Origin of the sequence: Sphaerisporangium corydalis (assembly GCF_025506355.1) — a bacterium.
Lineage (GTDB): Bacteria > Actinomycetota > Actinomycetes > Streptosporangiales > Streptosporangiaceae > Sphaerisporangium > Sphaerisporangium corydalis.
Genome location: NZ_JANZYP010000078.1, coordinates 29,853 through 44,266, shown reverse-complemented (window position 1 = coordinate 44,266; position 14,414 = coordinate 29,853). Strand labels below are relative to the sequence as shown.

The window sequence follows — 14,414 nt, the reverse complement described above, 5'->3', positions numbered from 1 at the left end:
CCCCCAAACCCGCCCCCCACCCGCACCCATTGGGTCGTTGTTCATGGGGCGCCGAAGCGGTGGGGAGTGGGGCGGCGAATTCGGCGCCTTTCTGCGGCGGCCATGCCGGTGAACGTTCGCGGGCGCCGGGCCGTCGGTACCGAGGGATGGTGGGCAGGTGGCCGCTATGGGGAGGACGACCAGGGCGGAGACGAGCATGGCCTGGAAGCCGCCGATGGCCGCCGGGATCAGGGCCAGGGCCAGGCGCCACGGTCCTCCGCGTACGGCCGCGCGTACCGCCCATGGCAGGCCGGCGAACCCGAGCAGCAACGCCCACTGGCCGAGCAGCAACCGCTGCGCCAGGTACGCGTTCCACGCGTAGAACACGGCCGCCGCCAACCGGGACACCAGCAGGCGTCCAGACACCCCCCGGCCACTCGACGGCGGCGCGCCCTCCCAGTGCGACCCGTCCTTCGGAGCCGGGCCGTCCTTCGACCTCGGCCCGTCCTTCGGCGGCGGCTCTTCCTCCGGGCGTGGTCGGTCGTCGGGGATCAGGGCTGCGGCGCCTGTCGCCGCCAGGATGAAGATGCCGATGAGGATGAGCTTCTGCACGAGGGTCGCGGGCAGGACGTGCGACAGCAGCGCGACGACGAGATCGCTCGGTACCGCCCGGGGGAACCCCCCGCTGGACCACACCACCGGAGGGTCGGGCACGAAGACCATGTCGTACCGCAGCACGAACCCCGCCCCCAGCGCGGGCCCGAGCGCGAGGACGCCCGCGGCCGCCCCCACGAGCGCGGGAGCCGCCCGCACGAGCGCGGGAGCGGCCCGCACGAACACGGGGGCCGCCCGCACGAGCACGGAAGCCGCTCTAACGAGCACGGAGGCCGCCCGCATGAGCCAGTGATCGCGCATGGTCTCGCAGCACCCCCGTCCGGCACGCCCTGGTTCCGGCAAAGCTACCGGAGCGTGCCGAATGGGAGTGATTCAGCTATTTGCCGGGCTCCGGGTCGCGCGGCAGGCCGAGCATGCGCTCGGCGATGATGTTGAGCTGGACCTCGGTGGTGCCGCCGTAGATGGTCATGGCGCGGGTGGCCAGGACGGCGCGGTTCCAGTAGCCGGCGTCGCCGAGCTTCATGTCGGCGGCGATCGTGGCCGAGGCGCCGAGCAGGTTCACCGCGCATTCGGAGACGTGCTGAGCGTGTGAGGTGGACAGGAGCTTGCGGACCGAGGCGTCGGCCCCGGGCTCGCCGCCGGCGAGCTGCTTGAGCGTGACCCGGAGGCTCAGCGCGTTGATCGAGTGCCCCTCGCAGACCACCTGGGCGACCTCCTGCCGCTCGGCCGGGGTGAGCTCCCGGGACAGGCGGGACGCCAGGCCCAGCAGGTCGGAGACCGACGATCCCGTGCCGCCCGACCCCGACGACAGCGACACGCGCTCGTTGGACAGCGTGTTGCGCGCGACCCGCCAGCCCTCGTTCACCTCGCCCACCACCAGGTCGTCCGGGACGATCACGTCGTCGAAGAAGACCTCGTTGAAGAGGTTCTCCCCGGTCATTTCGGTGAGCGGCCGTACGGTGACCCCCGGGGACTTCATGTCCACGATGAAGTACGTGATGCCGTCGTGCTTGGGCTTGGTGGAGTCGGTGCGGGCGATGCAGATGCCCCACTCGGCGACGTGCGCCACGGAGGTCCAGATCTTCTGCCCGTTGAGCTTCCAGCCGCCCTCGACCTTCTCGGCCTTCATCTGCAGGGACGCCAGGTCGGATCCAGCGCCCGGCTCGCTGAAGAGCTGACACCAGATCATCTCGCCGGACAGCGTGGGCGGCAGGAACCGTTCCTGCTGCTCAGGCGTGCCATACGCCGCGATGGACGGGACGACCCAGGCACCGATGATCATCGCGGGCAGCCGTACGCGGGCGGCCTTCAGCTCCTGAAAGATGAGCACCTGCTCCAGCGGCGAGGCGCCACGGCCCCACGGCTTGGGCAGGTGCGGCATCACGAAGCCCTTCGCCGCGAGCGTGCGCTTCTGCTCCTTGCCCTCCAGCCCGGCGATCTCGGCGATCTCCGCGCGCAGGGAGGTGCGCAGCTCCTCGGCGTCCTCGGGAAGGTCGAGTTCCATCTCGCGGCCGACCCCGGCCAGCGCGTGGCCGGCCACGGCGTCGGCCCACTCGGCCGACGGGCCCAGCAGCGCGCGGAGGGTCAGCGCGCGGCGGAAGTACAGGTGGGCGTCGTGCTCGAAGGTGTAGCCGATGCCGCCGAAGGTCTGGATGGCGTCCTTGGCGCACTGCACGGCGGCGTCGGGGGCCATGACCCCGACGATCGCGGCCGTGTAGCGGAACTCGTCGCCGGTGGCGCGGGTGGCGTCCCAGATGGTGGCGCGGGCCTGCTCCAGCGCGACCAGCATCCGGGCGGCCTTGTGCTTGATGCCCTGGAACTGGCCGATCGGACGGCCGAACTGCACGCGCACCTTGGCGTACTCGGAGGCGGCGCGCACGCACCACGCGGCCACGCCGGCCGTCTCGGCGCCGAGCAGGACCGCGCTCAGGTCGCGGACGGTGGCGCCGGTCAGCCCGTCGAGGACCCGCTCCCCCGGGACGGCGACCGCGTCGACCTCGACCTTGGCCACTCCCCTGGTGAGATCGAGGCTCCTGGTCGGGGTGATCGTCACGCTGTCCTTCGCCAGCGCCACCCATTCCCGGCCCTGGCTGGTGCTCACCGGGAGCACCAGCACGTCGGCGAGGGCGGCTCCGAGCACCGGCTCGACCGTACCGCTCACGGTCAGGACACCGTCGCCGTCGCGGCTTCCGGTCAGCTCGCCGGTCAGGGCGACCGCTCCGGTCAGGGTGCCGTCGGCCAGGCCGGGCAGCAGGTCCGCGCGGGCCTTGCCGTCGGAGGCGAGGATCACGGCGGACGCGAGGACGGTCGGCACGTACGGGCCGGGCACTAGCCGCTCGCCGAGCGCCTCGGCGGTCACCGCGGTCTCCAGCAGGCCGAACCCGCTGCCGCCGTACTCTTCGGGCAGGTGCAGGCCGAGCAGACCCTGGTCGGCGAGGCCCGTCCAGAAGCCCGGCCGTTCCTCACTCTCGGCCGCGACCGCCGAACGCACGACCTCGGCGGGGACGTTGCGCTCCGCCCAGCCGCTCACGGACTCGCGGAGCGCCTCGTGCTCCTCGCTCAACCCGATCGCCATAACACCCTCCGTGCGGTTCGGCCTCAAGATGTGGCAGAACCATATTCTAGAAGATGCTTCCGAGGCGAACCACGCCTAGGGCCCGATCCATGACGAACGGTTCATATCGAGCGGGCTGTCCAGAAGAGCATGTTCAGGTCGCGGTAGAGGGTCTTGTGGGTGTCGGGGATGTTCGCGAAGAGCATTCCCGGCTTCTTCTTGGCGGTCGAGATGACCATGACGTAGGCCTGCGAGGTGTGCTTCTTGCCGCCCTGGACGTAGGTGACCTTGTAGCCGACCAGCCATCCGAGGTTGTACCGCGCCGCCTGGGAGACGGTCCAGGTGAACTTCGCGCCCGCGGGCTGGTAGCGGAGGGTCCACTTCGCCGCCTTGGCCGCGAGAGTACGGAACTGCGCGCTGGTGGTGGGCGTCTTCGCGACGGCCACCGGCACCGGTGCCGAGCCGATCAGCGCCTGCTGGCGGGCCGGACCGGCCTTCTGCGCGAAGGAGAAGGGCGCCCGGGTCGTCTTGGCCCACGGGGCGCCGTACTGCGAGTAGCTGATGCCGGTCGTCCGGTCCACCACGTACGACAGGATCGGCGAGTTGGCCCCCGGGAAGACCGTCATCACCTTCGCGTCGGGGACCGGCGGCACGACGATCGGCGTCGGGGTGGGCGTGGGCTTCACGCTCGACGCGGCCGGGCCGCCCCCCTGCGCGGGGTTCACCTGCACGGCGTCGCCGGGCTTGTCCCCGCCGAACAGCACGAAGATCAGGATGACGATGATCGCCGTGACGATCGTCGCGCCGATGCCGTACACCGCTCTGATCGGAATGTCGCCGACCCGCAGGACCGCCGAGGACAGCCACCGGGGCCGCCCGCCCTCGCGTGCGGGCGCCGAGGGCGCGGCGTCGAGGCCGGCGGAGTCCGCTTCGGAGTCGGTGGACCGGGCCGGGCGGGCGAATCCGTTGGTACCGGAGGTGTGCGGTGTGCTCGTTGGGGACCGGGAAGAGCGCAGGGAACCGGCGGGCCCGGCGGCACGGGCGGCGGCGTCGGATCCGACGGACGCCCTGGACGGTCCCGCGACGGGCCGGTCGGGGCGGAGGAACGGTCCAGTGGGCCTGCGGTAGTTCGCGGTCGTGTCGCCGTCTTCGACATCGGCGGATCCGTTGGTGGCCCAGCCCTCGGCGGGGAACCAGTCGGGGTCGACGGCCGTGGCAGCGGACGACGTGTGCTCGTCGTCCTGCCCGCCCGGAGTGTCCTGTTTCTTCGCCGCCTCGGCCCGCGCGGCCTTGGCGGCCTGCGCCATGGCGAGGGCCTGCTCAGGGCTCACCCGAGGCATCGGCGTGGTGGGTGCGTCGTATGAGGGAACGTACGGTGAAGGCCGCCCCGACCCAGGGCGGCCTGAAGAGTTTCCAGCGCCGTCCGCCATGTCGGCAGACTACGTTACAAAACCAGTTCTTCGCGGGCCGCGATCTCCCGTTCGAGCAGCCGAAACAGCATCGCCGCAGGTGGGGCGCGTGGGCCCTCGCCGAAGAAAATCGGGTTCCGACCAGGGCGAACTGATCGTCCCAGACTTCCCCAAGATCAACCCATCGGTGGCGCGTGGCGAGTATCTTCCCCAAGGTCGGGAATCACCTCTTCTATGGGAATGACACCAGGTATTCGGCGCGCCGGTCATGTCAACCGGCACGTCATCCCCGTTGGGGTGGCCGGGGTCCTGGTGATGTTCAGCGGCTGCGGCCTCACCGGGCCGCCCGCCTCGACGACCACCGCGTCGTCCGAGGTGAAGACGACACCTCCTTCGGGCCCGGCGACGATGGTCTCCGAGGAGCAGGCGTACGAGCGGGTCATCGCCCAGGTCCTGCCGTCCATCGTGCAGATCAACACTCAGGGCGGGCTCGGTTCCGGCGTGGTGTACGACACCGACGGGCACATCGTGACGAACGCCCACGTGGTGGGGAAGGCCACGACGTTCGAGGTCACGCTGGCCACGGGCGGCAAGCCGCGCAAGGCCGTGCTCGTCTCGTCGTACCCGCTGGGCGACCTCGCGGTCATCCGGGTCAGCGACCGGTCGGGGCTCGCGCCGGCGACCTTCGGCGACTCGACCAAGCTCAAGGTGGGGCAGATCGTCCTGGCCATGGGCAACCCGCTGGGCCTGTCCGGCAGCGTGACCAACGGCATCGTGTCCGCGCTCGGCCGCACGGTCACCGAACCCCAGGGCGAGGGGTCTCCGGGGGCCACGATCACCAACGCCATCCAGACCTCGGCGGCGATCAATCCCGGTAACAGCGGCGGCGCGCTCACCAACCTGTCGGGCGAGGTCATCGGCGTGCCCACCCTGGCCGCGATCAACCCCGAGCTGGGCGGCGGCACGGCCCCGGGCATCGGCTTCGCCATCCCGAGCAGCACCGCCAAGGACGTGGCCGAGCAGATCATCAGGAACGGCAAGGTCGTCAACACGCGCCGCGCCGCCTTGGGCGTACGGGTCAACACCGTCGTCGGACCCGACGGCCAGCCGGTGGGGGTCGGCGTCGCCATGGTCGACGCGGGCAGCGGGGCCGCCAAGGCCGGCATGAAGGCCGGTGACATCATCCTCAGCGTCAACCAGAAATCGACCCCCACCGCCGCGGCGCTCTCCGAGGTCCTCGCCAACCTCAAGCCCGGCGAGCAGGCCAAGGTGGAGATCCTCCACCCCAACGGCAAGACCCAATCCGTGAACGTCACCCTGGGCACCCTCTCCGGCAACTGAACGAACCCCGCTGTACGCCCGGCCGACCCGATTCCAGGTTCGGCTCTGGGTCAGGAGACGTCTGGTCCGGGGGTGGGCGGGGGCAGATCCTCGTGGTCGGGAAGGCTCGATCGGTGCGGGCGGAGCAGGGCGACGAGTTGTTCGCGGCAACGGCGGCGGTACTCCTCGGAGTACGGATCCACGCCGAAGATGGCGGACACCAGCTGCGGCATCGCCACCGGGGCGAAGGTCATCGCGTGGGTGAGCAGCAGGATGAACTCGGGGTCGACGGAGTCGGTGACCTCGCCGGAGTCCTGCCGGTGGCGCATGACGTCCACGGCCCTGAGCATCGCCGTCCGCCGCTGCTCGTCGGCGTCGACGCGGTCACCCGGATCGTCGCCGAGCGCCCGCCAGATCACCAGCCGCGCCCAGTCGGGACGGTCGAGCGTGGCGTCCATGTAGGCCGCGAGCGACTCCTCGAAGGGAGAGCCCGGTGGTACGAGCGTCGACTCCAGAGCCTGCCATCGGCTTCTCAGCTCGTCGAGCAACCCCTGTTTGCCGCCGAAGTAGTAGGAGATGAGCTGCTGGTTGACCCCGGCGCGTGCCGCGATCGCGGCGGTGCGCGCCCCGGAGTATCCCTTGGCGCCGAACTCCTCCACGGCCGCCTGCAGGATGCGCTCCCTAGTCTGTTCGGCGGCCTTGCCCCGCTCGTCGGACCTGGGCGCCCGGCGCGGGGGACGGCGTTCCTGCTCTGCGGCCATGAGGGAACCCTAGCCCATCAATCGTCTGAGTGACAAGCGTCAACCAGTCGAATGAGTGATCATCATTCCGTTGGTCACTGACAGAAGGTGTCAGTGATCGGGGGCTAGCCTCCGAGCATGAACGACTTCGATTTCCTCATCGGTACGTGGCAGGTCACCAACAGGTGCCTCAAGGAGGCGCTCAAGGGGTGCGAGGAATGGGATGAGTTCCCCGGCGTCGCGACGTCCAAGAGCATCTTCGGCGGCGCGGGCAACATGGACGAGATCGACTTTCCGACCAAGGGATTCTCCGGCCTGACCCTCCGCCTGTACGACCCGGAGCGCGAGGAGTGGTCGCTGTACTGGTCGAGCAGCCGCTCGTCCGCCATGGAGAAGCCGGTCGTCGGCCGGTTCGACGGGGACCGGGGCCTGTTCTACGCCGAGGAGGACTACAAGGGGGTGCCCGTCAGGCTGCGCTTCATCTGGTCGGGGATCACGCCGACCTCGGCCAGGTGGGAACAGGCGTTCTCGACCGACGCCGGCGAGACGTGGGAGACCAACTGGGTCATGGAGTTCACCCGTGACCTGCCTGCCACACAGGAGTCGTGACCACGCGCCGGCCATCTGACCGACCCGCCGCGCCCGGAGGCCCCGGCCGGGCGGCCCGTCCTGGTGGCGTCTTCGTCGCCGCCCGGGCCGCTCGGTGCACGGCGGGAGGGTACCGGTGGGATCAGGGCTTGGGGCGCCGTTTGCCGACGAGGAAGGCGATCGCCGCCACCGCGATGATCAGCCACAATATGGCCGCGAACTCGATGTCGGCCGAGCCGATCAGGGCGAACAACCCGCCCATCCCGAGCCCGCTCACCACGGCGGCGGCCGCGGGCGAGACGTGGAAGCCGGGAGTGGTCGTCTTGTGGACGGCGAGCTTCTTGTCGATCCGCTCGTCGATGCTGTCCCCGATGCGGTCGACGAGCGCGTCGGCGAGCGCGTCCTCGTATTCGCGGCCCAGCTCCTGCCGGGCGGCGAGCATGGCGGCGATGTCGTCTCGCTGGATGGATTGGGCCATGGCCGGATTGTGACGCTTTATCGACCCTTTCACCAGAACTATCGCGAAATCCCTGAAGAACGGGAGTGTCGCCCATCCCACGACACGACCCCCCTCAGAACCAAGCCCACGACGGGGTGGAGGTGACCGGTCCGCCACCGCACAGGGCGCCGAATTCGCCGTACCCCGTCCCACCGCGTCGGCGCCCGGTTGAAGGAGCAGCGTGGCGGCGAACGAGCCGGCGTGGTGCTGCGGGTTCCTGAGGGGATTTTTGGGCGGGTTTGAGGGGGTTGGGGGTGGGAGGGGGCTGGGAGGATTGGGGGATGTGGGTTGGGGTGCTCGGGGTTACGGACGTCAGGCTGGATGATCGGCGGCCGGTGGCGGTCGGGGGTCCGAGGTTGCGGGCGCTGCTGGCTCTGTTAGCCCTGAACGCCGGACGGGTGGTCACCGTCGAGGGTCTGGTCGACGGGCTGTACGAGGGCACGCCGCCGGCCGCGGCCGGGAACGCGATCCAGGCGCTGGTGTCCCGGCTGCGCCATCTGATCGGCGACGACGCCGTGGTGCGCCATCCCTCGGGCTACGAACTCGCGGTCGGCCCGGACGACGTGGACGCCCGGCGCTTCGAGCGGCTGGCGGCGGAGGGGCGGCAGGCCCTCGCCACAGGCGACCCCTCGCGGGCCGCCGCCAAGCTGCGTGAGGCGCTGGGTCTGTGGCGCGGGACGGCGCTGGCCGACGTCGGTGACGCGCCGTTCGCCCCTGCCGCCGCCGCCGGGCTGGCGGAGCTGCGGCTGCGGGCAGCCGAGGACCACGCGGACGCGGAGCTGGCGCTCGGGGGCCACCGCGACGTGGTGGCCGGGCTGCGCGAGCTGGTCGAGGCGAACCCGCTGCGCGAACGCCTGGTGGGCGCGCTGATGCGGGCGCTGTACGGGAGCGGCAGGCAGGCGGAGGCGCTCGCCGCGTACGAGGAGTGCCGCCGGCGGCTGGCGGAGGAGCTGGGCGCCGACCCGTCCGCAGCGCTGGCGGACGTCCACATGGCCGTCCTGCGTGCCGATCCGGAGCTCGGCGGCGTCGCCTCCCCCACGTCACGGCTGGGGCTGCCCGCGCCGCTCACGCCGCTGGTCGGGCGGGCGGAGGAGCTGGCACGCGTCGGCTCGCTGCTCGACGACGGCCGCCTGGTCACGCTGACGGGTGCGGGCGGCACGGGGAAGACCCGGCTCGCGATCGAGGCCGCCGGGCGGCGGCCGGGTGACGTGTGCTTCGTGGAGCTGGCACCGCTCGGCTCCGGGGCCGAGGTCCCGCAGGCGGTGCTCAGCGCCCTGGGCATCCGCGAGATCGGCCTGCTCGCCCCACCGGCCAGACCCACGCCCGACCCCAATCCCGGTCCCGGTCCCGGTCCGGAGGCCTCTTCCTGGGTGTCCGAGGGGAGGGATGGTGGGGCGGTGGGGAGGTTGGCGGGGGCGTTGGGGGGGCGGCGGGTGTTGCTGGTGCTGGACAACTGCGAGCACGTGGTGGACGCCGCCGCGCGGCTCGCCGACCGGCTGCTGGCCCTGTGCCCGGGGCTGACCGTGCTCGCCACCAGCCGCGAGGCGCTCGCCATCACCGGGGAGGCCCTGTGCCCGGTGCCGCCGCTCAAGGTGCCGCCCGCCGGCACCCCGGCCGCCGAGGCGCTCGGCTACCCCGCCGTCCGGCTGTTCGCCGACCGGGCGTCGGCCGTGCGGCCGGGCTTCGCCGTGGACGAGGGCACCGTGGGCGCGGTCCTGCGGATCTGCCGCGAGCTCGACGGCATGCCGCTGGCGATCGAGCTGGCGGCGGCCCGACTGCGTTCCCTGACGCCGGGCGAGGTCGCGTCCCGGCTGGACGACCGCTTCCGGTTGCTGTCCCGCGGCAGCCGTACGGCACAGCCCCGGCACCGCACACTGCGCGCCGTGGTCGAGTGGAGCTGGGACCTGCTCGGCCCGGAGGAGCAGGCCCTGGCCAGGCGGATGACGGTCTTCGCGGGCGGGTGCACGCTGGCCGCGGTCGAGCGGGTGTGCGGCGTCCCCGGCACCGACACCGAATCCGTGCTCGCCTCCCTCGTCGACAAGTCGCTCGTGGAGCCGGTCGACGACCGCTACCGCATGCTGGACACGATCCACGCGTTCTGCGCCGAACGGCTCGCCGAGGCGGGTGAGTCCGAGGTGACGCGCCGCGCCCACCTGGCGTACTTCCTGGACCTCGCCAGGACCGCCGACCCTCACCTGCGCCGGGCCGAGCAGCTCGTCTGGCTGCGGCTGCTCGACCGCGAGCGCGACAACCTCCACGCGGCCCTGCACCGCGCCGCCGGCGGCTCCGATACGCACGCCGCCGGCGGCTCCGATACGAATGAGGCGTTGCGGCTGCTCGCGGCACTGACCGGGTACTGGTGGCTGCGCGGCCTGCGGAGCGAGTCGGTGACGCTCGCGGACGAGCTGCTCGCGACCCTTGGGGAGGAACCGCCGAAAGGGCTGGTCGAGGAGTACGCGCTGTGCGTGCTGACCGCCGCACTGGGCGGCGCTGGACGTCCGGGCCTGGCCGCCCACCTGGACACGGCGACGGGCATCATGAGGCACCAGACGGTGCCGTCGAGGCAGCCGTTCCTGAACATGGTGTGGACGATGGTCGCCGGGCCGCCGGACCCGGACACCATCCGCGTGCTCGCCCAGGTCGCCGACCAGGCCACCGACGACCCCTGGACGCGGGCGTTCAACGAGTTCGGCTGGGGGCTGATGGCGCTGATGCACGGCGACCAGGCCACCGCCGAGCGCCGTTTCACCGCCGTGCTCGCCGATTTCCGTACATCGGGTGACCGCTGGGGGACGGCGCAGGCGCTCACCCACCTCGCCGACGTGTGCGGCGGGCGCGGCGACCACGACCGGGCGGCGACGCTCATGAGCGAGGCGCTGGAGCTGGCCGAGCAGCTCGACAGTCCCGTGGACATGGCGGAGCTGCTGTGCCGGCGCGGCGGCGCCAAGGCGCGCGAGGGGGACGTGGCGGGCGCCCGCGACGACTACGAGCGCGCGGCGGAGCTGGGCGGCAGGGCGGGCACCCCCGAACTGCGGGCGGCGGCGGGGTTCGGGCTCGGGCAGATCGCCCGGTTCGGCGGCGACCTGCCCGAGGCGCGCCGCCGTTACGAGGCCGCGCTCGCGTACTGCCAGGACGACGGCCTGAACTCCGAGGAGATCCGCGCGCGCCTCCACGTCGGGCTGGGGTGGGTCGCCGAGTCCGAGGGGGACGCGGCCGGGGCCCTGGCCCTGCACCAGCTGGCGTTGACCACCCGGCGCGGGGCCCGCGACCTGCCCGCGGCGGCGTACGTCGCGGAGGGGCTGGCCGGTGTCGCCGTGCTGGAGGGGGAGCCCGAGCGGGCCGCCGCGCTGCTGGGCGCGGGGGCGGCGCTGCGCGGTTCGCCGCCGCCGGATGACCCCGACGTGCTCCGCGTCACCGCCCGGTGCCGGGCGATGATCGGGGACGCCGCCTATGACGCGGCGTACGCGCGGGGCGGCGCGCTCACCCGCGACCGGATGGCGGCCATCGCGGACGCGGCGCAACCCGCGCTGACGATCATCGACGAGCACCTGTCAGCGGCTCATCGCTGACCCGTCAGCGCCCGCGGCCACGCTGAGGGACATGACAGACACCACGGCCAGAGGCCGCGTTCTCATCTCCGGCGCGAGCATCGCCGGGCCCGCTCTCGCGTACTGGCTGCGCCGCTACGGCTTCACCCCGACGGTGGTGGAGCGCGCCCCCGAGCTCCGCACGGGCGGGTACAAGGTGGACATCCGCGGCGCGGCGGTCCGTGTCGTCGAGCGGATGGGCCTGATGCCCGGCGTCCGGCGGCTCGACACCGACATGCGCGGCGGCACCTACGTCGACCGGGCCGGCAAGACGATCGCCACCATGGACGTCAAGATGTTCAGCATGCGGGCCGAGGGCGACGCCGAGATCATGCGCGGCGACCTGAGCCGGCTGCTGCACGAGGCGACCGAGGACGGCGTGGAGTACATCTTCGGCGACTCGATCACCTCCGTGACCGACGGCGACGACGGGGTGAAGGTCACCTTCGAGCGCACCGAGCCGCGTACCTTCGACCTGGTGGTGGGGGCCGACGGCCTGCACTCCAACACGCGCGCGCTGACGTTCGGCGACGAGTCCCGCTTCATCCGTGACCTGGGCTACTACGTGTCGATCTTCACGATCCCCAACTACCTCGACCTGGACCGGTGGGAGCTGTTCTTCGCCCTCCCCGGCCGGGTGACGAACGTGTACAGCACCGGGCACGGCACCGACGCGAAGGCGGCGTTCTTCTTCTCCTCACCGCCGCTCGACTACGACCGGCGTGACCAGGCGAGGCAGAAGGCGCTGCTGGCGGAGGCGTACGCGGGCGCGGGCTGGGAGCTGCCCCGGCTGATGAGCGCCATGGGCACGGCGCCGGACTTCTACTTCGACACGCTCAGCACCGTCACCATGGAGCGCTGGTCGAAGGGGCGGACGGTGCTGCTCGGCGACGCGGCCTACTGTGCCTCCCCCGCCTCCGGGCAGGGCACCAGCCTCGCGCTGGTCGGCGCGTACGTGCTGGCGGGCGAGCTGGCGGCGGCCGGGGGCGACCACCGTGCCGCGTTCGACCGGTACGAGCGTGAGATGCGCGGCTTCGTGGAGCGCAACCAGAAGCTCGCCGACAGCATCAAGATGATCGTGCCCCGGTCCCGGGCGCAGATCTGGATCCAGACGCGGATGGTCCGGCTGATGCCCTACCTGCCGTGGAAGGGCTTCATGATCAAGAAGATCCTCGAGCAGATCACCGAGACCGCCAACGCCATCACGCTGCGGGATTACGACGTTCCCGTCCTGACGCCTCCTGCTTCCGAATGATCTCGTCCTGATATTTCATCCTTTGTCGCCACGTGCCGGTGGCTGATCGCGATCGAGAATCGAGTCGGCTCGCTCCGGCGGGCCGCGCATGCCAAGGCCGCCGTACCCGCCGTCCGCGAGGCCGACCCGCGCGCCATCGCCGGGTGGGACCCCCTTTCACCAGCCGGACGCGGGCGCGAGGCCGGGGACCCGACGATTGGAGATCACGTGCGAAGAAAGATCCCGTTACTGGCTCTCGCCACGGTTGTCAGCGCCGCCCTGCTCCCCCTCACCCCCGTGAACGCCGCCACCCTCGTCAACGCCGCCCCCGGGAACACCGGCCGGACCCCCATCGCCTGGACGGCGTGCGAGGACGACCCCACCGCCGAATGCGGCACCATCGCCGTCCCGATCGACTGGGCGCGCCCGAACGGCCCGGCGGTGGACCTCGCCCTGGCCCGGCGCACGGCCACCGACCCCGCCGCCAGGATCGGCTCCCTGGTCATCAACCCGGGCGGCCCCGGCGGCTCGGGCGTCGATTCCGTCCTGTTCGGTGGCCGCTTCAGCCAGGAGATCACCCGCAGGTTCGACGTCGTGGGCTTCGACCCCCGTGGCGTCGCCCGCAGCCACCCCCTCGTGTGCTCGGCCGCCCTGATCGCCCAGGAACCGTCCCCCTTCATCACCAGCCGGGCCGCCTTCGCCGAGCGGCTGGCCTACAACGCCCGGCGGCGCGACGACTGCCGCGCCCGCAGCGGCCCCCTGTACGACCACGTGGACACGCTCAGCGTGGTCCGCGACCTCGACGCCATCCGCGCCGCCCTGGGCGACGGCAAGCTCACCTTCTACGGCAAGTCCTACGGGACGCTGATCGGGCAGGAGTACGCCGAGCTGTTCCCCCAGCGGGTCCGGGCGCTCGCGCTCGACAGCAACATGGACCACAGCCTCGGGACCAGGGCGTTCCTGGACACCGAGGCCGCCACCACGCAGGACTCGTTCGACGAGTTCGCCGCCTGGTGCGACCGGGACGCGAGTTGTGCCCTGCACGGGCGGGACGTGCGGGCCTTCTGGGCCGGCCTGCTCGCCCGGGCCGACCGAGGGGAGATATCCGACCCGCGCGACCCCGAAGGCACGCTGACCAAGCTGGACCTCCTGCGGCAGGCCTTCGGGGCGTTCTACGGGCCCGACTGGTCGGAGCTGGCGCAGTGGCTCGTCGCCCTCGACGCCGGTACCGAGCCGCCGGCCGCGTTCTCCGCCGAACCGGCGCCCCCTCAGACGGAGGTGGTCCCGTTCCCCCTGCAGGTCGCCTGCGAGGACTACCACCTGCCGGTACGGGACTACCAGGAGTACGCCGCCCACCTGCGCCGGTCGGCCACGCTGGCCCCCGACATGCTGGCGAGCCCGATCGCCATCGGCCTGGCCGCGGGCTGCCTCGGCCAGCCGGCGCCGATCCCCAACCCCCAGCACCCCCTGCGGGTGAGCGGCAGCGCCCCGCTGCTCCTGGGCAACGCCGTGCACGACCCGGCCACCGCGTACGTCTGGGCGGCCGGCGCGGCCGCGCAGATCGGCCGCGCGGCGACGTTGCTCACCTACGAGGGCTGGGGCCACGGCGTCTACGGCCACGGTGACTGCACCACCCGGGCCTTCGACGCCTACCTGGTCTCGCTGACCCTGCCCGCCCGAGGCACCCGGTGCCCGGCCGTGCCGCCGTCCGCCGAGACGGGACTCCAGCGCCGCCCGTCGTGGCCGGGACCGTCCGAGCCGAGTGCCCCCGGCTGGGCGAACCCGCTGTTCTGACCGCCGGGGGCGGGCCGGGGGGGCCCCCCCCCGCGCGCGCCCCCCCCCCCCCCCCCCCCCCCCCGGGGCCGGGGGGGGGCCGGCGGGGGCGCGGG

At 72.3% G+C, this 14,414-nt stretch carries 9 protein-coding genes and 1 pseudogene; 5 read left to right on the top strand and 5 right to left on the bottom strand.

What is annotated here, in order from left to right:
* The 3 genes and pseudogenes from NYZ98_RS36175 to NYZ98_RS36165 all read right to left on the bottom strand — a co-directional run.
* Positions 1–894, bottom strand: a pseudogene (locus tag NYZ98_RS36175) (hypothetical protein); the annotation flags it as partial.
* A gap of 76 nt (positions 895–970) precedes the next feature.
* Complete coding sequence (locus NYZ98_RS36170; protein WP_262848879.1) at positions 971–3,169, bottom strand: acyl-CoA dehydrogenase; 2,199 nt, start codon at positions 3,167–3,169, stop codon at positions 971–973.
* 101 nt (positions 3,170–3,270) lie between these two features.
* A complete protein-coding gene (locus NYZ98_RS36165) occupies positions 3,271–4,479 on the bottom strand; it encodes a hypothetical protein (RefSeq protein WP_262848877.1) in 1,209 nt (402 codons plus the stop codon).
* 318 nt (positions 4,480–4,797) lie between these two features.
* Between NYZ98_RS36165 and NYZ98_RS36160 the strand changes: the two genes are divergently transcribed.
* Positions 4,798–5,898, top strand: a complete 1,101-nt coding sequence (locus tag NYZ98_RS36160; protein WP_262848875.1) for a S1C family serine protease — start codon at positions 4,798–4,800, stop codon at positions 5,896–5,898.
* A 50-nt stretch (positions 5,899–5,948) separates the two neighbouring features.
* On the opposite strand, the gene NYZ98_RS36155 is transcribed toward NYZ98_RS36160, so the two are convergent.
* On the bottom strand, positions 5,949–6,638 hold the full coding sequence (locus tag NYZ98_RS36155; RefSeq protein WP_262848873.1) for a TetR/AcrR family transcriptional regulator: 690 nt from the start codon (positions 6,636–6,638) through the stop codon (positions 5,949–5,951).
* A 117-nt stretch (positions 6,639–6,755) separates the two neighbouring features.
* Here NYZ98_RS36155 and NYZ98_RS36150 point away from each other — a divergent pair, with 117 nt between their 5' ends.
* Positions 6,756–7,226, top strand: coding sequence for a hypothetical protein (locus NYZ98_RS36150; RefSeq protein ID WP_262848871.1), 471 nt, complete (start codon positions 6,756–6,758; stop codon positions 7,224–7,226).
* 121 nt (positions 7,227–7,347) lie between these two features.
* Here NYZ98_RS36150 and NYZ98_RS36145 read toward each other — a convergent pair whose 3' ends face one another.
* Positions 7,348–7,683, bottom strand: coding sequence for a hypothetical protein (locus NYZ98_RS36145; protein ID WP_262848869.1), 336 nt, complete (start codon positions 7,681–7,683; stop codon positions 7,348–7,350).
* Between the two features lie 356 nt (positions 7,684–8,039).
* Here NYZ98_RS36145 and NYZ98_RS36140 point away from each other — a divergent pair, with 356 nt between their 5' ends.
* The 3 genes from NYZ98_RS36140 (at position 8,040) to NYZ98_RS36130 (ending at position 14,319) form a co-directional block, all read left to right on the top strand.
* Complete coding sequence (locus NYZ98_RS36140) at positions 8,040–11,273, top strand: ATP-binding protein (RefSeq protein WP_262848867.1); 3,234 nt, start codon at positions 8,040–8,042, stop codon at positions 11,271–11,273.
* 31 nt (positions 11,274–11,304) lie between these two features.
* Positions 11,305–12,546 (top strand): FAD-dependent monooxygenase, encoded by a 1,242-nt coding sequence (locus NYZ98_RS36135; RefSeq protein ID WP_262848865.1) that lies wholly within the window; start codon positions 11,305–11,307, stop codon positions 12,544–12,546.
* 207 nt (positions 12,547–12,753) lie between these two features.
* Positions 12,754–14,319 carry an alpha/beta hydrolase gene (locus tag NYZ98_RS36130; protein WP_262848862.1) on the top strand — a complete coding sequence of 522 codons (1,566 nt, stop codon included), beginning with the start codon at positions 12,754–12,756 and terminating at the stop codon, positions 14,317–14,319.
* The last annotated feature ends 95 nt before the right edge of the window (positions 14,320–14,414 follow it).